The organism is Ruminococcus albus 7 = DSM 20455 (genome assembly GCF_000179635.2).
GTDB classification, from domain to species: Bacteria; Bacillota; Clostridia; order Oscillospirales; family Ruminococcaceae; genus Hominimerdicola; species Hominimerdicola alba.
Genome location: NC_014833.1, coordinates 211,167 through 233,323, shown reverse-complemented (window position 1 = coordinate 233,323; position 22,157 = coordinate 211,167). Strand labels below are relative to the sequence as shown.

At 45.9% G+C, this 22,157-nt stretch carries 19 protein-coding genes; 9 read left to right on the top strand and 10 right to left on the bottom strand.

The features are described from left to right. Positions 1 to 98: 98 nt before the first annotated feature. Positions 99 to 1,523, bottom strand: coding sequence for a GGDEF domain-containing protein (locus RUMAL_RS01130; RefSeq protein ID WP_013496974.1), 1,425 nt, complete (start codon positions 1,521 to 1,523; stop codon positions 99 to 101). A gap of 376 nt (positions 1,524 to 1,899) precedes the next feature. Between RUMAL_RS01130 and hisC the strand changes: the two genes are divergently transcribed. The 5 genes from hisC to tsaD are packed head-to-tail and all read left to right on the top strand — an operon-like array spanning position 1,900 to position 5,723. Further along, entirely contained in the window at positions 1,900 to 2,967 is a 1,068-nt protein-coding gene (gene hisC, locus RUMAL_RS01125) for a histidinol-phosphate transaminase (protein WP_013496973.1), read from the top strand. Next, positions 2,964 to 3,494, top strand: coding sequence for a class I SAM-dependent methyltransferase (locus RUMAL_RS01120; protein ID WP_013496972.1), 531 nt, complete (start codon positions 2,964 to 2,966; stop codon positions 3,492 to 3,494). Before hisC ends, RUMAL_RS01120 begins: the two co-directional genes overlap by 4 nt. Then, entirely contained in the window at positions 3,488 to 3,922 is a 435-nt protein-coding gene (gene rimI / locus RUMAL_RS01115) for a ribosomal protein S18-alanine N-acetyltransferase (protein ID WP_013496971.1), read from the top strand. The genes RUMAL_RS01120 and rimI overlap by 7 nt, the downstream gene beginning before the upstream one ends. Before the next feature lie 14 nt (positions 3,923 to 3,936). Continuing rightward, entirely contained in the window at positions 3,937 to 4,677 is a 741-nt protein-coding gene (locus RUMAL_RS20440) for a GNAT family N-acetyltransferase (protein WP_013496970.1), read from the top strand. 29 nt (positions 4,678 to 4,706) lie between these two features. After that, positions 4,707 to 5,723 carry a tRNA (adenosine(37)-N6)-threonylcarbamoyltransferase complex transferase subunit TsaD gene (gene tsaD / locus RUMAL_RS01105; RefSeq protein ID WP_013496969.1) on the top strand — a complete coding sequence of 339 codons (1,017 nt, stop codon included), beginning with the start codon at positions 4,707 to 4,709 and terminating at the stop codon, positions 5,721 to 5,723. A 40-nt stretch (positions 5,724 to 5,763) separates the two neighbouring features. On the opposite strand, the gene RUMAL_RS01100 is transcribed toward tsaD, so the two are convergent. The 3 genes from RUMAL_RS01100 to RUMAL_RS01090 form a co-directional block, all read right to left on the bottom strand. After that, the gene (locus RUMAL_RS01100) at positions 5,764 to 6,105 is read right to left on the bottom strand and encodes a phenylpyruvate tautomerase MIF-related protein (protein ID WP_013496968.1); all 342 of its coding nucleotides are present in this window, start codon (positions 6,103 to 6,105) and stop codon (positions 5,764 to 5,766) included. 13 nt (positions 6,106 to 6,118) lie between these two features. Continuing rightward, on the bottom strand, positions 6,119 to 6,646 hold the full coding sequence (locus tag RUMAL_RS01095) for a nitroreductase (protein ID WP_013496967.1): 528 nt from the start codon (positions 6,644 to 6,646) through the stop codon (positions 6,119 to 6,121). A gap of 141 nt (positions 6,647 to 6,787) precedes the next feature. Continuing rightward, a complete protein-coding gene (locus tag RUMAL_RS01090; protein WP_013496966.1) occupies positions 6,788 to 8,476 on the bottom strand; it encodes a hypothetical protein in 1,689 nt (562 codons plus the stop codon). 379 nt (positions 8,477 to 8,855) lie between these two features. Between RUMAL_RS01090 and RUMAL_RS01085 the strand changes: the two genes are divergently transcribed. Together RUMAL_RS01085 and RUMAL_RS01080 are read left to right on the top strand one after the other, a co-directional pair. Next, the gene (locus tag RUMAL_RS01085; RefSeq protein ID WP_013496965.1) at positions 8,856 to 10,937 is read left to right on the top strand and encodes a glutamine synthetase III family protein; all 2,082 of its coding nucleotides are present in this window, start codon (positions 8,856 to 8,858) and stop codon (positions 10,935 to 10,937) included. Positions 10,938 to 11,190: 253 nt separating this feature from the next. After that, positions 11,191 to 11,694, top strand: a complete 504-nt coding sequence (locus RUMAL_RS01080) for a hypothetical protein (protein WP_013496964.1) — start codon at positions 11,191 to 11,193, stop codon at positions 11,692 to 11,694. A gap of 305 nt (positions 11,695 to 11,999) precedes the next feature. Here the strand turns inward: RUMAL_RS01080 and queF are convergent, their stop codons facing one another. From queF to queD, 5 genes are read right to left on the bottom strand one after another with little or no spacing between them, the layout of a single operon-like run. Then, on the bottom strand, positions 12,000 to 12,497 hold the full coding sequence (gene queF, locus RUMAL_RS01075; protein WP_013496963.1) for a preQ(1) synthase: 498 nt from the start codon (positions 12,495 to 12,497) through the stop codon (positions 12,000 to 12,002). A 2-nt stretch (positions 12,498 to 12,499) separates the two neighbouring features. Further along, on the bottom strand, positions 12,500 to 13,186 hold the full coding sequence (queC, locus tag RUMAL_RS01070) for a 7-cyano-7-deazaguanine synthase QueC (protein ID WP_013496962.1): 687 nt from the start codon (positions 13,184 to 13,186) through the stop codon (positions 12,500 to 12,502). 8 nt (positions 13,187 to 13,194) lie between these two features. Next, entirely contained in the window at positions 13,195 to 13,755 is a 561-nt protein-coding gene (gene folE / locus RUMAL_RS01065; RefSeq protein WP_013496961.1) for a GTP cyclohydrolase I, read from the bottom strand. Positions 13,756 to 13,758: 3 nt separating this feature from the next. Next, positions 13,759 to 14,433, bottom strand: coding sequence for a putative 7-carboxy-7-deazaguanine synthase QueE (gene queE / locus RUMAL_RS01060; RefSeq protein ID WP_013496960.1), 675 nt, complete (start codon positions 14,431 to 14,433; stop codon positions 13,759 to 13,761). Position 14,434: 1 nt separating this feature from the next. Beyond that, positions 14,435 to 14,857 (bottom strand): 6-carboxytetrahydropterin synthase QueD, encoded by a 423-nt coding sequence (queD, locus tag RUMAL_RS01055; protein WP_013496959.1) that lies wholly within the window; start codon positions 14,855 to 14,857, stop codon positions 14,435 to 14,437. A gap of 418 nt (positions 14,858 to 15,275) precedes the next feature. Here queD and RUMAL_RS20435 point away from each other — a divergent pair, with 418 nt between their 5' ends. Together RUMAL_RS20435 and RUMAL_RS01045 are read left to right on the top strand one after the other, a co-directional pair. After that, the gene (locus RUMAL_RS20435; RefSeq protein ID WP_013496958.1) at positions 15,276 to 18,242 is read left to right on the top strand and encodes a GGDEF domain-containing phosphodiesterase; all 2,967 of its coding nucleotides are present in this window, start codon (positions 15,276 to 15,278) and stop codon (positions 18,240 to 18,242) included. A 77-nt stretch (positions 18,243 to 18,319) separates the two neighbouring features. Next, positions 18,320 to 21,352: a glycoside hydrolase family 2 TIM barrel-domain containing protein gene (locus tag RUMAL_RS01045; protein ID WP_013496957.1), complete on the top strand. Its 3,033-nt coding sequence runs from the start codon at positions 18,320 to 18,322 to the stop codon at positions 21,350 to 21,352. A 127-nt stretch (positions 21,353 to 21,479) separates the two neighbouring features. On the opposite strand, the gene RUMAL_RS01040 is transcribed toward RUMAL_RS01045, so the two are convergent. Continuing rightward, positions 21,480 to 22,127 (bottom strand): class I SAM-dependent methyltransferase, encoded by a 648-nt coding sequence (locus RUMAL_RS01040; protein WP_013496956.1) that lies wholly within the window; start codon positions 22,125 to 22,127, stop codon positions 21,480 to 21,482. Positions 22,128 to 22,157 lie beyond the last annotated feature (30 nt).

Below are 22,157 nucleotides of genomic sequence, written 5' to 3'. Positions count from 1 at the left end.
ACACAAAGCTTCATTAACTATCACGGTATCAGATAAATAGTCTGATATGAAAAACGGGCTTGTTCTCTCCGGAACAGACCCGTTTATTTTCAGGGTATTCATCTGCGCTTGCGGTACGGGTGATCCTGGTAATAGCGCTGTTTGTCATCATACATACGCTTATCAGCCATAGTCATAGCATGGCGTATATCAGTTTTTCCGCAAGAACAGAAATAGCCCACCGAAAAGCTCACATCTGCCTTATCAGAACGATAGACCTTCAGCTTTTCTATCCTTTCTTCTATTATATGTTCGGGCACACCTGTTACCAGCACCATGAATTCGTCACCGCCCGCGCGGTAGATATCTCCGTCGGGGAATACATCCTTCAGAATATTGGCAGCCTTTTTCAGCATACGATCTCCGTCAGCATGGCCTCCGTTATCGTTCACCTGTTTAAGACCGTTTATATCTGTATAGATAACGGCGGTTTCATCGGGGAGTTCCTCTTCGCCATTGACGATACTATCGACCCTCAGATTCATGGCATTACGGTTGTTGACACCTGTAAGCATATCTGACCAGCTCATCATCTTCATCTGATCCAACAGCTTTTGATTAGCTATCTCGGAGGCGATAAAAAATGTTGCCAGTTCTAGCAGCGCACGTATACGCATAGTGTTCTCTGCTTTGAAGTTGATCGCCCAGATATATCCCAGAGTTTCATGGTTATACACAAGAGGAAACAGCACTATGGTATGCACATCGACCTCCTGCATGGATGCTGCCCACACAGGATCGCGCTCATAAAGCACCTCCATATCCCTCTCGTTCTGTATAATAAGGCAGGTACTTCCGGCAATAGCCTGATCCCATGTTTCTATGATATCAAAGAAATCCTCATATCTGCTGCGTAAATAGTCCTCAACGGAATAATCAGCAATGGGTGAACCTGCTGCTTCGCTCAGTATCGAGAACGTTCTCTCTTTCATGTCCGTAAGTATAAGACATACCTTATCTGCCTCACATTGTTTACAGAGGTCTTTTACGATCTCATCCATTGTCTGATTGAAATCACTGCCGTCATGAAGCTTTATACAGGTCTGAAGTACTGACTCAGCGACCCCTGCATCAAGATTGGACATACGCCTGGTGCTTGCACAGGGCGTTATCTCCTGAGAGTATATGCAATAATGCCTGTCACCCTCGTCAAATGTCAGAGGCATGATATACGTATCCAGCCAGAAATTGTACCTTTCGGGATGTATATAAGTATGGAACGGCTTTTTAAGGACAGCACAGCGGTAGCACGCATCCTCAAAGTTCAGATCCTTCGGTATATAGATCTCATATGGCGAATCGGGTACGAACTTATTATTAAGCATTTCCGAATACGCAATATTCTCAGGATCTTCAATAGTATCTATATATGCCTTGTTGGCGCATACCAGCCTGATATCTCCGTAATGACCGTCAGGAAACGTCCGTACGGAAATGATACAAGACATAGTCACATAACTATCTACAAATTTCTGAAGATCCATGTTCATTCCTCCAAAACATCTATACTCATCAGAAGTCATCTAACAAAATGCATTTATATAATTATATCAGAAAACTTACCGAATTTCAAGCATTTGATGAAAATTAATTGAATATATTCATCAAATAGCTTTCCCACGCCGCCGCAAAAGAAATATTCACATATAATAGGACATGATAATCAGGCGATATGCTTATACGTAACATAATGTATGATATGCATAAAACGAATATGCGGCTATTGACATATACAACAAAGTGTGCTATACTTGTTTATGTTGGTAGCATGGTAATACTTTACCATGCTGAATTTGACAGTAAGCCGCCATTGTGATATAATGTAATCGGATATGCCCGAAATGTAAGGAGTGCATTGGAATGAGTGAAAAACTTTGGAGAAAAAATCTTATAAATATCGAACCGTATGTAGCAGGCGAACAGCCGAAGAATGAAAACATCATAAAGCTGAATGCCAACGAGAACCCTTATCCACCTGCGGCAGGTGTACAGGATGTACTGCGCCGAAAGGATATATTTGATCTGAAAAAATATCCCTCTGCGGATGCTGTGCCGCTGAAGGCAGCCCTCGCTGAAAGATACGGTCTTGCACCTGAGAATGTGTTCTGCGGCAACGGCTCGGACGATGTGCTCGCAACAGCTTTCAGAGCATTTTTCAACTCGGATAAACCTGTATTCTACCCCGATATAACATACAGTTTTTATCCTGTATGGTGTGAGCTTCTGAAAATACCCTATGAGACCAAGCCCGTTGACTGCGACTTCCTTATAAATGTAAAGGACTTCTATCCCGAGAACGGCGGTGTGGTAATACCAAACCCGAATGCACCTACAGCTATCGGAGTAGGCAAGGACTTCATCATCGACCTGCTTGAACACAACCGCGATGTTATAGTTATCATCGACGAGGCTTATGTGGATTTCGGACGTTACAGCTGCGTTGAACTTATCAGGGAGTACGATAATCTTATCGTTACCCAGACATTCTCCAAGTCACGTTCACTGGCAGGCATGAGGATCGGCATGGCTTTTGCACAGCCCGAGCTTATCAGCTATATGCAGGCAGTCAAGGACAGCTACAACAGCTATCCTTTGGATCAGCTGGCTATCGAGACAGCTATTGCCAGCCTTAACGATGAGAAGTATTTCCGCGATACCGTAGAAAAGATAAAGGCGACCCGCGACCGTTCTGCAAAGGCATTCAGGGATATGGGCTTCAAGGTAACCGACAGCGAAACAAACTTCCTGTTCGTTTCACACCCAACTATCCCTGCAGAGGAGATATTCGCCTATACCAGAGAAAAGGGTATATTCATACGCTACTTCAAAAAACCCGTTATAGACAAATGGCTTCGTATAACCATCGGAACTGATGAACAGATGGACAAGCTGATCGACGCTGTTAAGGAGTGTATCGAAAACAGATGAACTTAATGTTTTTTGAATACGTAAAAAACGCCCTGAACAGGCGAAAGGAATCCAATGAACATTACGCTGCCGCAAGGCAGTTCATCAAAGCACCTATAGGCGGCAGACTGCTGGATATAGGTATTGGCAGTGATACAATGCTGCAAAAGCTGAGCGACAAGCCACTTGACCTCTACGGGATAGATATATCCCCCTCTGACAGAAGCAGGAGCATCGATGAGATAGCTCTTATGGGTCAGGCGGATATTGAAGAACTTCCATATTTTGATAATTTTTTCGACTGCGTTACCACCCTGTACACTCCACCCTTGTGGAAGGACAAAAAAGCAGCACTCTGTGAGATACTCAGGGTGCTGAAAACGGACGGACGATTTGTATGCGTATTCACGTTTGACAGTGATACAGGTCTTGGTACACCGCCGCGTGACCTCAGGGAAAAGGCAAGGGCGGCAGGATTCAGGAACGTTGCAGTGAAGATACTGCGGACAGAAGGTTCGTATCTGCTGACAGGTGATAAGCCATGCTGAAAATAGTACCTATGACAGAGGATAATGTGGCAGAAGCCGCAGCACTCTCTGCTGCCTGTCTGAAAGAAGCCTGGAGCGAGGAAGTCTGTCGGGCACAGCTGAATAATCCGAATGACCGCACTCTGCTTGCATACGCAGAAGGCAAAGCTGCAGGTTTTCTCAGCTGCTGGTACATAGCAGGAGAGGCTGAGATAAATAATATCTGTGTACTTCCCGAATTCCGCAGACAGGGAATTGCGCGGGCGATGTTTGACGAGATATTCAAGGAGCTTTCCGAAGCCGAAAGCTGGGTGCTGGAGGTCAGGGAGTCGAATTCGGCGGCAATAGCGCTGTATGAAAGTCTGGGGTTTGAAAAAGCGGGAGTGCGCAGGAACTTTTACGATGACCCTTGCGAAAACGCTGTTATAATGACTAAGCAAAGCACCTGATAACGAGGTGGATCATGGCTGTATTCAGGAAGATACCACAAAAAGAACACAGCGAATATATACATATCGCTGATGCTCTGCCTTTCGGCAAGGTATATCCGCTTTCAATTGCCGAAAACAGGCAGACAGGGGATATATATACCGACGGAAAGGCTGTGCTGTTTCATCATCTGTGCGGTTTCGGGCATATTGCAGGAGAAGCTGATGATACATTTATAAACAGTGTCAAAGAACTTATGCTGACCGGCGGACGGCGTCTGATGCTGTTTGCCGACGATGAAATGGCAGAACATTTCCGTGAAGAGTTTGCTGTGGACAGCAGACTTTTCTTTGAATATAAAAAGAACTCACCGCCGATATATCACCTGCCAGACGGATACACTTTGAAACGGTTTGACCTCGGGCTGATATCGCAGACTGAGGGGCGTATCGTACCTGCATTTTCGTGGGAGGATACAGAGAGATTCCTCACGGGAGGAACAGGCTTCTGTGTGACCTTTGAGGACAGACCTGCAGCATGGGCTTTTTCGGCTGCTATTGGCGGAAATGAAGTCGATACAGGTGTTGAAACAGCAGAGGAGTTCCGCAGGAAAGGACTTGCATACTGCGTTGCCGCAAAGATGACCGAGTATATACTGCAAAGCGGTAAAGTTCCCGTATGGGCGTGCCATTCGAGGAATACAGCTTCGGCAGGACTTGCGCTGAAACTTGGGTTTTTCAAAACAGCGGAATGCTGTTTGATACACAAACGCTGAACGGGCTGATGCCCGATACGGAGGATAATATGAAGATCTTAGGAATAGAAAGCTCTTGCGACGAAACTGCCATATCCGTTACGGAGAACGGAAGGACAGTACTTTCAAACATCGTCGCTTCACAGATAGATGAACACAGGCTCTACGGCGGAGTTGTCCCCGAGATAGCTTCACGCCGCCATGCGGAGAATATCTCATGGGTGGCAAAAGCCGCACTGGAAGAAGCAAACTGCACAATGGATGACATAGATGCTATAGCCGTCACCTACGCACCGGGACTGATAGGTGCGCTGCTGGTTGGTGTAAGCTTTGCCAAGGGACTTGCGATGAGCACCAAAAAGCCTCTTGTACCCGTACATCACATCGCGGGACACATCGCTTCAAACTATATCTCCCATCCCGACCTTGAACCGCCATATCTCTGCCTTGTCGCTTCGGGCGGACATTCCCATATCGTCGAGGTAAAGGATTATACCCACTACCACGTTGTCGGCAGAACTCGTGATGATGCGGCAGGTGAGTGCTTTGACAAGGTGGCAAGAACACTGGGCTACGAATACCCGGGCGGAAAGTTCATAGATGCCGCCGCAAAGCAGGGCGACCCAAAGGCCTACGCTCTGCCTAAGCCCCGTGTGCAGGGCAGTGAGTACGACCTGAGCTTTTCGGGACTGAAGACCGCGGTGATAAATCTCGTCCACAACGCCGAACAGAAAGGTGTTCCCATAGACCGCGAAGGCATGGCGGCTTCATTCCAGGCAACAGTGGCTAAAGCACTGGTAGATAAGACCATGCTGGCTGCAGAAAACCTCGGCTACAAGACCATAGGTCTTGCAGGTGGTGTTTCTGCTAATTCGGGTGTAAGAGAACTGCTGCAAAAGGAATGCGACAAGCGCGGTTTCAAGGTGTATATGCCTGAGCTTAAATACTGCGGAGACAACGGTGCCATGATATCCTGTCAGGGCTATTACGATTTTCTTGCTGGCAAACGTGCCGACGGCTCCCTAAATGGCATAGCTACCCTTTCTCTTGACGCCATTTCAGAATAAATACAGCCCTTGTCCGATATCAGACAAGGGCTTTTTGTTATCAGAAATTAGCGCCGTTCCAGCCCCAGTCGGGGGTATCGGTGTAGCTTACATATATACGTGACGGGCTGATACCGAGTTCGTCACCGATTATCTCGGATATCTTGCCTGTGAGCTTATTCTTTGCAGATCTGTCGGCAGTACCGTATATGCTTACCTGTACCATAGCTGCAGGATCTTTGGTACCCTTGAACCAGAGTTTGTACTCAGGCTCGATACCTACCATGAGCCAGCTTTCAGACTTGCCGGGGATAGCGGTTATTGCCTGACCCATAGCAGATTTTATGCTCTCCTCCTTATCGGGGGTAACAGCTGCATTGGTCTTTATATTTATGAATGGCATAGTAATGTCCTCCTTACTTTATATAATATACATAGTTTTCTTTACGCGGCTTTTCTGCGGGATAATCACCCTTGATATGTCCGACTATACAGTGACCTATACCCTCATACTCACCTGTGATACCAAGGTCTGCCAGCAGAGCCTTGCCCTCATCGGTTTCAAATTCCTCTTTCGCGCGGTGTATCCAGCAGCTGCCCAGACCAAGATCATGGGCTGCCAGCATAAGATTAGCCATAACAAGGCTGCCGTCATAAACGCGGGTGTTGACACTTTTATCAGCCAGAACTATTATGACAACAGGTGCACCGTAGAATGGGTCTATCTTCCCTTCCATGCCCATTATACGAGCATTCATGGCAGAAAGCTTATCACGCACCTCTTTGTTTGTAACAGCTATCATTATGGGTGCTTGTCTGTTCATGCCCGTAGGTGCATAGGTACCGGCTTTCAGGATAGCTTCGAGCTGTTCCTCGGTAGGCATTTCGTCTGTGAAAGCCTTTACACTTCTTCTTGTGATGATCTTTTCGATAACATCGCTCATGATCAGTCCTCCTTTTGACTATGTTTCATTTATATATTATAACACTTTTATTGCATTATCTTCTATCGGCTTAATGCACGAAATACGGTCTTCCATTTTGTGTAAAAATACGGCACGTGGTTTTCACGTGCCGTATATACATTATTCTTCGCCGTCAGTATCAACACTGTCATCAGTTTCAGGCTCGGCATTCTCCTTTTTGTCGGGAGCATCGCCAGAACCGTTCTTATCGTTCACGATATCACCGATCACATTAGATATATCGTTCTCAGCTTTGCGCATCATCTCTCCGAAAGTGTTGAAGCTCTCAGCCGCATTTTCAAAAGTGCTTTTCAGCATATCCTTGAAGAAATATCCGCCGCGTGCTTCTTCCTTGCCCTGCTGTACGTTCTTTTCAGCCGCAGGTTTTTCCTGTGTTTCCGAAGATGCTGTAAATGTGGAAGAAATATTGTTGGCTGTGATGGTGCTGCCTGTCTTTATCTTTGAATAGATAAGGTCAAGTGCCTGCTTTGGCAGAGTAACATCGTTCAGCACGAATTTTATTCCGCTTGCATCGTTATCGGCATCTATCATGGAATCCACGCCGTCCGCGGTAATGGTAACATCAGTGAATGTAACTACGCATCCTCCGCCGACCTTAGCCATTATCATCGAAAGCGCATATGAGGTCATGGTCACATCCTCAAAGCACAGGGTGCTGCCCGAGGTCGGGCTGCCTATAATCATGCAGCTTCTGTCGCCGCAGGGACCGATATTCACATCTGTCATCCTGAAAGTGCAGCCGCTTCCTATCTGCAAAAGCTTTTCTGCAAACTCGCTCTCGTTGATATCAAGGTCAGTGCAGTTGACGTTCATACCGTTTGAACCTGTGGTGAAACCGCTTGCGTTGTCGCTGCCGTTATCCACATAATCGGGAGTGCTCTTCTCGCAGCCGAAAAGTTCGCCGTCGGGGTCTATGCCCTGCTTTACCTGTTCGATAAGACTTTCAAGGTCAAAGCCTCTCCTTGCCTTTTCTATTATACTGTCAACATCTGCACCCTGCTTTGCCATATCTATCAGTTTTCTGAAAGTACTTCCGCCTGCAAAGGGGTCACGGAATATGAAACCGCTGTCCTTGTTTGGCTCTCTGTTGAAAAAGCTGCGCTTTTTGCCGTTCTCGTTGATCCACTGACGGTAAGTCATATTCTCAAGCCCTGCGTAAGCATCAAGAGGCAGGGGTGCTGTGAACTTTGCAGGTGCTTTTTCCTGAGTGATGACTATGCACCAATCCTCAGCATTACCCGAGTTGAAAGGCAGCTCGAATACCCTCAGCAGACCTGTCTTGTCACGCTTGCTGATAACAGGCTCGTAGCGGTCCTTGTCCAGTGCATAGGTAAGTCTGTCATCCCACCTGTTCTCAGGGAAGATATTCACAAGGGATACCTCATCACCATTCTCATTATGACCGCCCACCATAGCAAAGCGGAAAGTATAATCAGTGAACCTCTGCAGCTTCATCCTGCTGATTATCTGTGACCTGTGTCTGTCATGGTCACCTATCTCCCATACCTCGGCAGTGCCAAGGGAAAGGGTGATAAATGTACGCAGCCCCGAATTGGAGCGGCAGCTCTTGTCAAATGCGAATTTTCTCGCATCAAATTCTATTATCTTGCTCATCTGTTGTTCCTCCGTTTTTATCTCTGCGGTCGGAGCGTGAGCAGATATCAGTCTTATCTCACAGTCGCTGACATACTCTGCCCGACCGTTCTTTACAAGCCCAGCTGCCCTTTTAGGGTAGGTGGTGCCTATCATTTTGCCGTTTTCATCCGTTACAATAATGTTTTTTATCATGGGTGTCCTCCCCTTTGTAACTAAAACCTTTTTCTGTTGTACGATGTCCGTTTTTTATCATGGGTGCCGTCCCCTCATCGTTATCCATAATGATAACACATTTTATGTCCGCTGTCAATGAAAAACACATGAAAACTTCGCTGTGACGGTATTTTCAGCTTATAATAAGTTCAGCATATCCTACAACTGCAGAAGCTAACTTTTGGGATGAATGCACCAAACCGCAACGACAGACAGCACTTTGATTTGTCCTTTTGGCTGAAAATCCAAAAACCCCTTGACAAACTGTCCGGATTGGTGTATACTCATACACGTAAACAGCAATGGCGCTGTGGACGAAAAAGTCCGCAGCGCCTTTAATATTTTTGGAGGGATAATTATGACCAACGTACCCGAAATATTCGGCTCAGATGTTTTCAACGAGTCGGCAATGAGAGAAAGACTGCCTAAGGCTACCTACAAGGCACTGAAAAAGACCATCGACAACGGCGATCCGCTTGCACCCGATGTGGCAAACATCGTGGCTAATGCAATGAAGGACTGGGCAGTTGAAAAGGGCTGCACACACTACACACACTGGTTCCAGCCTATGACAGGTCTTACAGCTGAAAAGCTGGACAGCTTCATTCAGCCCGCAGACGGCGGTCATGTTATTATGGAATTCTCGGGCAAGGAGCTTGTAAAGGGCGAACCCGATGCTTCTTCTTTCCCCTCCGGCGGACTGAGAGCAACATTTGAGGCAAGAGGCTATACCGCATGGGATCCTACTTCCTATGCTTTTATAAAGGAAAAGACCCTGTGCATACCCACCGCTTTCTGTTCTTACAACGGTGAAGCACTGGATAAGAAAACTCCTCTGCTGAGATCTATGGAGGCTATCAACAAGTCTGCACTGAGAGTACTGAAACTCTTCGGTTCAGACGCAACAAGAGTTATCTCCAACGTAGGTCCCGAGCAGGAATACTTCCTTGTTGACAGAGAGATGTATTCTCACAGAAAGGATATGATCTTCACAGGAAGAACACTGTTCGGCGCACCCGCACCTAAGGGTCAGGAGCTTGAAGATCACTACTTCGGCACTATCAAGACAAGAGTTGCCGCTTACATGAAGGATCTTGATGAGCAGCTCTGGAAGCTTGGAATATATGCAAAGACCAAGCACAACGAGGTCGCTCCCGCACAGCACGAGCTTGCACCTATCTACGGCACTACCAATATCGCTACCGATCACAACCAGCTGACAATGGAGATCATGAAGCGTACAGCAAGAAAGCACGGTTTCAAGTGCCTCCTGCACGAGAAGCCCTTTGCAGGCATCAACGGTTCGGGCAAGCACAACAACTGGTCGCTTTCCACAAATACAGGCATTAACCTCCTCGAACCCGGCAAGACCCCTGCCGAGAACGCACAGTTCCTGCTGTTCCTCACAGCTGTCATCAAGGCTGTATATGATTATCAGGATGTTCTGAGGGCTTGTGTTGCTACTGCAGGCAACGATCACAGACTGGGCGCTAACGAAGCACCTCCCGCTATCATCTCCATATTCCTGGGCGATGAACTGACAGGTGTACTTGACGCTATCGTTAACGGTTACAAGTATGAAGGCAAACACGTTGAGATGGAGATCGGTGTTGACGTACTGCCTCACTTCGCTAAGGATACTACCGACAGAAACAGAACTTCTCCTTTTGCTTTCACAGGCAATAAGTTTGAGTTCAGAAGCCCCGGTTCAAAACTTTCCTGTGCAGGTCCCAACACAGTGCTCAACACCATAGTTGCAAAGGTACTGGACGATTTCGCAGATGTGCTTGAAAAGGCTGATAACTTCCAGGATGCGCTGGATGACCTCATCAAGAACACTATCAAGGAAAGCAAGAACATCATCTTCAATGGCGACGGCTATTCCGCTGATTGGGTAACCGAAGCTGAAAAGAGAGGTCTGCTGAACCTGAAGAGCACTCCAGAGGCTATACCCACATACCTCGCACCCAAGAATGTTGAGCTGTTCTCCAAGTATAATGTTTACAGCGAGACCGAGCTGAAATCCAGAGTTGAGATACTTCTGGACGAGTACTGCAAGACCCTCAACATCGAGGCACTGACCATGATAGATATGGCTAAAAAGGATATCCTGCCCGCTGTTGCTACATATATCAAGGAACTGGCTAAAACTTCTCAGCTGGCTAAGGAATGCGGTGCTGACACCTCCTTCGAGGACGATATGGTCAAGAGACTTTCTTCACTGGCTGCACAGACCTACCGCAGACTTGCTTCGCTGGAAGAAGCTGAGGTCAAGGCAAGAGATATCGACGATGTTGAAGCTCTGGCTAACTTCTACCACGATACTGTATTCGTAGCTATGGGTGAGCTGAGAGCATCCGCTGACGAGATCGAAACTCTTGTAGGCGAAAAGTACTGGCCTTATCCTACATACGGTCAGCTGCTGTTCTATGTTAAATAATCACATATAACGCTATGCACGACGGAGTGTACAAGGCTGATAACCTTGTACACTCTTTTTGATATCATTCCTGTGCATTACACGATGACCCCATCTTATATAGCTTGGAACTGCTTTTCCGCAAGGGAGAGCAGTTCCTTTTTATACCGCCTGATCTGACATCGCAGATTTTTTTATATGAAAAATCATCGCTGATGTGTTATACTTAGTTCAGAAAACAACAAGAGTACAATACTTACGAGGAGGAGATATTATGAAGATAACATCTGCAGAAGCTGCTAAGATACTGAGAGGTTATACCGATGAATACAACAATCTCTGCATAGCAGAGCGTAACGGCAAGGAGTATAACGCAGCCGTGGGCGAAGATCCCGATGAACTGCGTCCCGAATACGACTACACATCTACTCAGGCACAGCTGGATGAGCTGGACAGAAAAATAAGAAAGCTGAAACACACTGTGAATGTATTCAACTGCACCACCGAAGTACCGGGATTCGATATGACAATAGATCAGGTGCTGGTGTACATACCTCAGCTGAATGCACGTATAACCAAGCTGTTCGCCATGAGGAACGTACTGCCGAAGCGCAGATGCACTTCAAGCAACTACAACAACATCATCGACTACACCTACACCAACTACGACCCTGCACAGGCAAAGGCAGATTACGAAAAGGCACGCAATACACTTGCAAAACTGCAGACTGCTCTTGACCTGGTCAACAGCACAGTAACGATGGAATTCGAGCCCTGATAAAGGCTCGTTATTCCGCTGACGTTCCCGAAAAAGATTTATTCTTTTAATAGTACATAGATCAGGTACATGGTATAGTTTATTGGTTATTGATCTTGTTATCCGTTATTTGTAAGGTACAATGTTTGCTCTGATTTTATTTTTTACAAATGGTGAACGTCAGAAAAGCTTCCGCCGCAGAAGCACGGTCATAAACGGCGATCCCCGTCCGGAAATTTCCGGGCGGGGATCTTTTTGTATGCAAACGCAAACAGCCGCATACTCATGGATGCGGCTGTATTTATTCGCATCAGTATAACTGCGAGTTACCTGTTGTTTACGTCCTCGGGATACATATCATGCTGTGCCAGACGCTGCCATGCCAGTTCCTCCCACTTTGTGCCCTTAATGCCATAGTTGCAGTAAGGATCAATGGATATGCCGCCGCGCGGCAGGAATTTTCCCCATACCTCGATGTACTTGGGTTCCATCAGCTTTATAAGGTCGTTCATGATGATGTTCACGCAGTCCTCATGGAAATCACCGTGATTGCGGAAGCTGAACAGATACAGCTTCAGCGATTTGCTCTCAACCATTCTCTCGGCCGGGATGTATGATATATATATCGTCGCGAAATCAGGCTGTCCTGTGATCGGACAAAGGCTTGTGAATTCGGGACAGTTGAACTTTACAAAATAATCACGGTCGGGGTGCTTGTTCGGAAATGTTTCCAGCACCTCGGGAGCGTAGTCTGCGCTGTACTTTGTGTTGTTATTCCCAAGCAGGGATATGCTTCCTCTTTCGTTTTCTGTTCTGCCTGTCATATTCATTCTCCTTTCAGCAGAGGGTCTGTAAGCCCGTTTGCCTCAAAAGCCGCAGTCCTGTCGATGCAGGTGCCGCAGACTCCACAGGGCTTTTCTCCGCCCTCATAGCAGCTCCATGTAAGTTCGTAAGGCACTCCAAGCTCAGTTCCCATTTTTACTACATCAGCCTTTGTAAGACCCACAAAAGGTGCTTCGATATGTACCTGCTCACCGCTGCCGATAGTTATTGCGCTGTTCATGGCATTATTGAAAGCCTGCGAACAGTCGGGATAAGCGTTGCCTGCCGCATCATCAGCATGAGCACCGTAGTATATCACACCGCAGTCAAGGGATATAGCTATGCTTGCCGCAGAAGCCAGAAAAAGTCCGTTGCGGAAAGGAACGTAAGTGGATACAGGCTTTCCGTCAGTATGCGAAAGCTGCTCAGCATAGCTTTCGTGAGGTATATCCTTATCGGAATTTGAAAGCAGTGAACAATCCGAATCCGCAAATATCAATGCCAGGTCAAGCGTTTTAAGTGTTACACCATAATATTCCGCCACATTTTTTGCAGCCTGTATCTCCTTATCGTGTTTCTGTCCGTAAAATACCGACAGTGCAGTAACGTTCTCTTTACCGTGTTTTTTTATAGCAAGCGCCAGACAGGTCGCACTGTCAAGACCGCCGCTGAATAATACCAATGCTTTCATGCTGCACCTCAATCAAGTAATTTTTTCAGATCGCTGTCTGTTCTGAATTTGCCGAGATATGTGCGTGTTTCGGTGTGTGAGGAACTGTTCTTTATGCCCCTTGCCGTCATGCAGCTGTGGCAGCCCGATATCTTAACACCAACATCGGAAGTTCCTGCTGCCTCCGAAATTATCTCCGCTATGTCCCTTCCCAGCTTTTCCTGCAGCTGCAGACGCTTTCCTGCCATCTCGCAGATACGTGCTATCTTGCTCAGCCCAAGAACTTTGCCATTGGGTATATACGCTACGTTAACTGTCATATCATACATCAGTGCCATGTGATGCTCGCAGTAACTGAAGACAGTTATATCCTTCATTACGATAGCTTCTTCCGCCCCGATATCCTCGGAAGTAAAGGTCTTGCCGAACATCTCGGCTATATCGTGGTTCGTGTATGCGGTGCCCTCAAGAACTTCCGCCAGCATATTAGCCACACGCGTGGGAGTATCTTTAAGTCCCTCTCTCTCAGGGTCTTCACCGATGGCTTCAAGCAAGCCTTTTATGTGGAACTTTATTTTTTCCTTATCCATATTTCAAACCCCTTTCTCATTCGGATCCCATATAAACTTGTGCAGCTGCAATTGCAGACGCACCTTGCCAAGTTTCTTCTCTTTCATGAACTCAACCATATCCTTAGGTTCTATCCGCCCGAAAACAGGGCTGAGATATACCATACAGACAGGCTCGTACGTATCAAGGACCCATACTGCACGTTTCAGATCTTCCTTTGATGCGCACACAAATTTCAGTGTATCGCTCTCTTTAAGCTGTGAAAGATTTTCAATACACATACGGCTTTCCATACCGCTGGAAGGCAGCTTGTAATCCATAGTAAAAACAGGCCGCACCCTGCAGATCTCAGCCACAGGTGCTATTGGTACCGAGCCGTTTGTTTCTATCTCAACATCCAGACCGCGATCATTCAGTGCATTTATCAGTTCTGCTATATCCTTCTGTAAAAGCGGCTCCCCGCCCGTGAGGGTGACGCGGTGCAGACCGTATCCGTCTGCTGCATCCTCTGCGATCTCTGCAAGCTGTACTGCTGTTTTTTCGGTAAACGGAGCATCAGCCCCGTTAGCCCACTTTGTATCACACCAGTCACATTGCAGATTGCATCCTGCAAATCTCATGAACAGCGCCAGCTCTCCTGCATATCTGCCCTCTCCGTTTATACTTACGAAGTTTTCGGCAAGCTTCAGTGTCCCCATATCATTCGCCCTCATAATAAGCGCAGTTTTCAGCGGTCTCATATACCGTCACCCTGCTGACGGGAAGTCCCTGTCCTGAAAGCATAGTATAAAAATGCTTTGAAAAATTCTCAGCAGTCGGACGGAAGTCAACCTCGGTAAGGGAAAAGCCCTCGTCATTTAATGCTGCCAGAGTTGTGGCTTTAAGGCTTCCTTTTTCATATATCAGTGTGTGGTCAAATGAATCTGCCGCTGCACGTACAGCCTTTTTCAGATCACCGAAATCTATCAGCATACCTCTCTTTTCACGATCCTGCTGAAGATCACAGCCTGATATCTCTACCTCCAGTTTCCAGCAGTGACCGTGTATATTAGCACATTTTCCATTATATCCAGCCAGAAAATGTGCGCTGTCGAAATGTGCTTCGGTTCTAAGTTTATACATTTTAAACCTCCAAAAAAATAATGCGTCCGCAAATAATGCAGGCGCACAGAGTATCGGCATGGGAATACGACCCAAGCCTTATACCGTTATGTGCCCTGGTTTTGTTTTTATGCCGTTTGATCCGGCATATGACAGGATGGCGCAATCGAACTGTCGCAATATATTATAGCACTATCTCACACAAAAGTCAATTATTTTTATGTAAATTTTACTAATTTTTTATAGTGTCATATTTCTTCGCTGATCCGCCGTTTACGACTATTTTTTTAATTTGTATTCAATTAAGTTATATTAATTAACTTTCGTAAAATCATTGACTTATATTGTAAAATCTGTTATAATAAAGTAAATAGACTTCTAGGAATATGTAGCAATTCACAAAGAGTCACAATTTTGAATTTCACAGAGGTGATATGCAATGGAAAAATATTGCTTTTCTGACAATGAACGAGCTATGATGGAAAGCTCTGATATACCTTTTGCAATATACCAGTTTATCAACAAGCGCGTTGTCACACTGATACTCTCAAAGGGTTTCTGTGACCTCTTTGGCTATGATGACCTCTCCAAGGCTTATTATGATATGGATAACGATATGCACAAGGCAACTCATCCCGATGATACTGCACGAATCGCAGATGCTGCTCTGAGATTCGCAAACGAGGAAGATGAGTATAATGTTATCTACCGTACAAAAACAAAATACAGTTCAGATTACAGTATAATACACGCTCAGGGCAAACACACTGTGACCAAAACAGGCGTGCGGCTGGCGCAGGTCTGGTATACTTACGAAGGCAGCAGTTCTTCTGATAAAAAAGGAGCTGATCCGCTGAGGGATTCCATGCATATAGCACTTTATGAAGAGCGTATGCTGAAAGCCAGCTATTATGACCACCTCACAGGTCTGCCCGGCATGACATATTTCTTTGAGCTTGCTACATACAAAAAACAGGTGATAATATCCGAAGGCGGCACGCCTGCTTTGCTGTATATGGATTTCAGCGGAATGAAGTATTTCAACCATAAATTTGGCTTTGCTGAGGGCGATAAGCTTTTGCAGGCATTCTCAAGGATACTGGCTAAGTATTTCGGCAACGAGAACGCAAGCCGTCTGGGACAGGATCATTTTGCCGTGATAACCAATGCAGAGGATGCAGAAACTCAGCTGCGCGGAGTATTTGAAGATAGTGCCGTAATGAACAACGGAAAAACTCTGCCCATTCACGTAGGGATATACAAATACTGGCAGGACAGCATAGTTGCTAGCATGGCGTGCGACAGGGCAAAATTCGCCTGTGATACCCTTAAAAATCATTATTCTTCCGAATTCAGCTACTACAATATGAAAATGAAGGATGAAGAAGACAAACAGCAGTATATAATCGCAAACCTTGATAAGGCAATAAAAGAAAAGTGGATAACTGTATACTATCAGCCTATAGTTCGCGCTGTAAACGGCAAGGTGTGTGATGAAGAAGCACTGGCAAGATGGATAGATCCGGTAAAAGGGTTCATGTCACCGGCTGATTTCATATCGGTGCTTGAAGATCACAAGCTGATATACAAGCTTGATCTTTATATGGTAGACTGCGTACTGCAGAAAATAAAAACACTTTCGGATGCAGGGCTGACGATAATGCCACAGTCTATCAACCTTTCACGGTCTGATTTCGACTGCTGCGATATAGTAAGCGAGATATGCCGCCGTACAGATAAGGCAGGCATAAGCCGCAGCATGATAAACATCGAGATCACCGAGAGTATCATCGGTGAAGATTTTGAATTCATGAAAAATCAGATAGAACGGTTCAAAAAAGAAGGCTTTGCCGTGTGGATGGATGACTTCGGCAGCGGCTACTCTTCACTTGATCTGCTGCAGAGCATAAAATTCGATCTGCTGAAATTCGATATGCGTTTCATGCAGCAGTTCGACAGCAGTCCCAAGACCAGGATAATACTCACCGAACTTCTGCGTATGGCTAACTCGCTGGAGCTTGATACGGTCTGTGAAGGCGTGGAAACCGAGGATCAGGTCAAGTTCCTGCAGGAGGCAGGCTGTGCAAAATTGCAGGGCTATTTCTATCAAAAGCCCATACCCGTCGAGAAGATAATAGAGAAGTATGAAAAAGGCATACAGATAGGCTTTGAATCTCCTGAGCAGTCTTACTATTATGAGGAGATAGGCAGAGTGAGCCTGCACGATCTTTCAACGGTAGCACAGGGCAACACGGGCGGATTTGACAAATACTTCGACACCCTGCCCATGTCCATAATCGAGATCAATGATAACAGCGTGCGCTTTGTACGTACTAACTCATCCTACAGAGATTTTATGCAAAGGTACTTCGGCATGGCCGTGACACCACAGGTGTATTTTTTCAAAGACAATGATATAGTAGAAAAAAGTGATTTCATGAAAAACCTGACCAAATGCCGAAACAGTGACGAAATACTTTTTCTGGAAGAACAGATCGGCAGTCTGTCGATACGTTCCTGTATGCGAAAGATCGCCGTAAACACCGACGGCACGGCTGCAATAGCTGTTGCCTCGCTCTCAATAAATGACAGCAGCAGTATCTCATACGTGAACATAGCAAAAGCACTGGCAGCCGATTATATCAGTCTTTACTATGTCGATCTTGAAAACGACAGTTACACCGAATACACCTCCAAAATGGGCGAGGACGATATCTCTGTAAGAAGCCACGGCAAGGACTTTTTCAATACCAGTTTTGAAAAAGCCAGAAAAGTTATATACTCAGAGGATATAGATATGTTCATAAATACATTCTCCAAAGAGCATATCATTTCATCACTGGACGAGCAGGGTAATTTCAAGATCACTTACAGACTTATGGTCAATAATGAACCTGTATACATGGACATGAAAGCCATGCGTATGGGACACGATCCTTCTCACATAATAATAGGTGTCAGCAACGTCGATCAACAGATGAAAGAAAAGCTCATGCTTGAACAGATACATCGCAACGAAAAGCTGTACACCCTTGTAATGGCAATTTCAGGAGATTACATCTGTCTTTATACCATTGATCCGCTGACAGAAAACTATACCGAATATAAAGCCTCAAATATTTATAAAAGCTATGGTTTTGCAATAAAAGGCACGGACTTTTTCAGATCAGGCCGTGACAACTGCCACAAAGCCATATACAGCAAGGAGGACTGTGAACGTTTCCGCAGTCAGTTTACCAAGGAGAACGTTATGGATGCCATCGAAAGGGATGGCAGTTTCACCATAAATTACGCCCTTAAAACAGATAAAGGACCGCTCCCTGTTACTGCAAGGATCGCCATGATACATGATGATGACGGCGATAAACTGGTACTGGGGGTAAAAAGAAATGCAGCAGAAAAATAGCTGCTGATACTATACTATGCTCCCCATTCCTTATTAAAATGCCGGAATGGGGAGATATTATAATCACGGAGGAGATCATGGATATTTCTGCTATCTCAAAAAACGGCTCGCCAAAGAGCATGATGATATATCACGAGGAACCGTCAGTATTGCATATCGGCACCCTTGCAGAACATTGTTACTTCATACCCTTTGCCAATGGTCAGGACGCTTCTGCCTGCCGTGAGGAGTCTGATCGTTTTGAACTGCTTAACGGTGAATGGGATTTCTGCTATTATGAAAGTATAGTGGATATGCCCGATGATCTCACAGATATGTCCGGCTCAGTAAAGACATTGGTACCCTCAAACTGGCAGCTCAATGGTTTTGGAAAGCCACAGTATACCAACGTATGCTATCCCATACCATTCGATCCGCCTTACGTCCCGGACGATACTCCCGTAGGTGTGTATCGCAGAAGCTACAGCTATACCTCCGACGGTATGCGCAGGATACTGTGTTTCGAGGGCGCAGACAGCTGTATATACCTGTACGTCAACGGTAAATTCGTCGGCTACTCGCAGGTGTCACATCACACCTCAGAATTTGATATAACAGACTTTCTGAAAACCGGAACAAACCATATCACCGCCGCTGTATTGCAGTGGTGCGACGGCACATATCTTGAAGACCAGGATAAATTCAGGCTTTCAGGCATCTTCCGCGATGTTTATGTGCTTTCACGCCCCAAAAAAAGGATTACGGACTTCCGCATAAATGCCTGCCCCGATGAAAGCTTCAACAACGGAATATTTGAAGTGACATTATCAGGTACAGATGCGGATATACGTCTGTTTGACGGTGATAAGCTGATATTCTCGGGAAAAGCAAGGGACGGGGAAACTCTTTGCCATAAGCTTGAAAATATCAGGCTGTGGTCAGCAGAATGCCCTTATCTTTACAGAACAGAGATAGAAACAGATAAGGAGATAATATCCGAAAAAACAGGCTTCAGAAAAGTCAGCATCGAGAACGGCATACTGAAACTCAACGGCAGACATATTAAAATACTTGGCGTTAACCGCCATGACAGTTATCCTGATACCGGCTACTATGCCGACAGAGAGAAAATGCGCTATGATCTCATTATGATGAAGCGCCATAATATCAATGCTGTCAGGACTTCACACTATCCAAACGCACCCGAATTCTATGCCATGTGTGATGAGTTAGGTCTTTACGTGATAGATGAAGCAGATCTTGAATCCCACGGGTGTGTGGAAGCCTATAATGATATGAAATGGACAAAGGGCTACAACGGCATAGCACTTATTGCAGGTGATCCTATGTTCAGGAAAGCTATACTTGACCGCGAGCGTCTGCTGGTAACAAGGGATATAAACCGTCCCTGCGTTATTTTCTGGTCACTGGGAAACGAGAGCGGCTATGGTGAGAATCTGCGAGAAGCCGCAAAGCTGGTCAAGTCACTGGACAGCACACGGCCTGTCCACTATGAGAGCACTCACAAGCTGGATGACACACCCGATGATGTCCTTGACATGGTATCTGAGATGTACACCTCTTTACCCGATATACGCAGGTTCCTTGATAAGAAGAACGAACACCGTCCGTTCATACTCTGTGAATACTGTCACGCTATGGGCAACGGTCCGGGAGATCTTGAAGATTATTACGAACTGTTCATGTCCAATGAAAGACTGTGCGGCGGACTTGTATGGGAGTGGGCTGACCATGCAGTGATACTGGGACACACCGAGGACGGAAAACCGAAATTCGGCTACGGCGGTGACAGCGGAGAACGTCACAACGACGGTAATTTCTGCATGGATGCCCTGTGCTATCCCGACAGGACTCCTCATACGGGACTTATGGAAGTAAAACAGGTATACCGCCCTGTAAGGGTGACTAAAGGTGATGCCGCCGACAGTTTCCTCATAAAAAGCATACTTCGCTTCAAAGATGCGGGGGACGAACTGGATTGCCGCTGGGAGATCACCCATGACGGCGGCATACTTGCAGATGGCAGCCTGAATTTCAGCGTACCTCCCGAGGGTTGCACCATTGTTGCTGTACCCGAGGCGGCAGGCCACTTCACCGATGACACCTACATAAGATTCATCTTTACTGCAAAGAATGAGGGTGTATTCAAGAAAGGAGAAGTGGTATGCTTCGACCAGATAAAGCTGTATACTGCTGAACACGTCATAGCCGCAATAACCGGAGAGCCTCCGAAATGTGAGGAAACTCCCCTGTGGATCCGTGTGACTGCCAACAACTGCGAATATGTCTTCAACAGACGTACAGCTGTCTTTGAAAAGATATCAAAAGACGGCAGAGATATCCTCGCAAGACCTATGGAATATAACTTCTTCCGCGCCCCTGTGGATAACGATACAATGAGGGACGATTGGCGCAAGCTGCATCTTGATGACCATATCGTTAAGGTATATGATACTTCTCTTGAAGAGGATAGCTGCTGTGCTGTGATACGTGCGAAGCTGTCCCTCGGCTGGAGCATCAACAAGCCCTTTGCAAGGCTTGAAGCCGAATACCGCATAGACCCGTCGGGAGGAGTTGATATTCTCTGCAAAGCTGAGCTCTCCGACAAGATCGAGGTATATCCGCGTTTCGGTCTGAGGTTCTTCCTGCCCGAAAGTTTCACTGATATAGAATACTTCGGATACGGCAAGTACGAAAGCTACTGCGACAAGCATCAGGCTTGCTATATGGGGAATTTTACTTCGGATATCAGTTATATGCACGAAGACTATATACGACCGCAGGAAAACGGATCCCACTTCGGATGCAAAAGAATGTCCGTATCCGATGGCACCACTGTTCTTCGTTTTACAAAGCACGAGGGATTCTCCTTCAATGCATCGTGCTACACTCAGGAAGAACTCGCTGCCAAACGGCATAACTTTGAACTCGAAAAAAGCGGATACAGCGTGATATGTGCCGATTTCTTCATGGCAGGAGTAGGCTCCGCTGCCTGCGGTCCTGCACTTGCAGAAAAATACAGGCTGCCCGGCAATAATCTCACAGGTAGCATACGTATACAGCCCGTTGCATCAGACGTTTCACCTTCCCACACAGAAGATCATCTGTGATACTATATAAAACAAAAAGGCTGCCCTTATAGACAGCTACCCATATAGAAGTTATGCCCCTGAACGCTTCAGAGTGCTCAGGGGCATTGTATTACCTGCTGCTTGGATAAATCAGAATCTGCCGGATCTATTTTCTGCATAGACAATGCAGGATTGTTCCGTCTTCCGGCTTATAAATGTTTCCTTTTTCACAAAGGATAACATCAAAGCCCGCCTGCTCTGCAAACTGTATCAGATCATCCACTTCAAATGTCTCCCAGTATATTTCGGAATCGGCAAAAGGATAGAACCTGTGACCGTCCAGACAATTTGGATAATGCTCCGTCAGAAACCTGTGATCATGCGTTGAAAAACTGCATAGTCCACCTTTTTTAAGGACTTTTTTACATCCTGACAAATAGTTCTTCCTGAATTCGTTTCCATATAACAATCCAAATGTTTGTGCCCAAATAATTATGACATCGAATGATCCTGCAGGGAAATTCAGATGTTCCCCGTCATATTCCTGAAATGAAATATGATATCCTTTTTCGGCAGACAGCTGTTTGACCTGTGATATGACTTCTTTTGAAATGTCAATTCCGACCACATCATATCCCAGATCGGATAATGCAAATGCTTCCCGTCCTAAGCCACAACCAATATCCAATATTCTGGCACCCGGAGGAAAATAACTGATAACCGACTGTTCCCATTCTTTTAGTGCCAAATTCCAATTCCGCATTTCATCAACATTCTTTTTTTCTTCATACCACTCTGAAACAATATTTTTCATATCACTTTTTCTCTGTCAAAGCCTGATTTC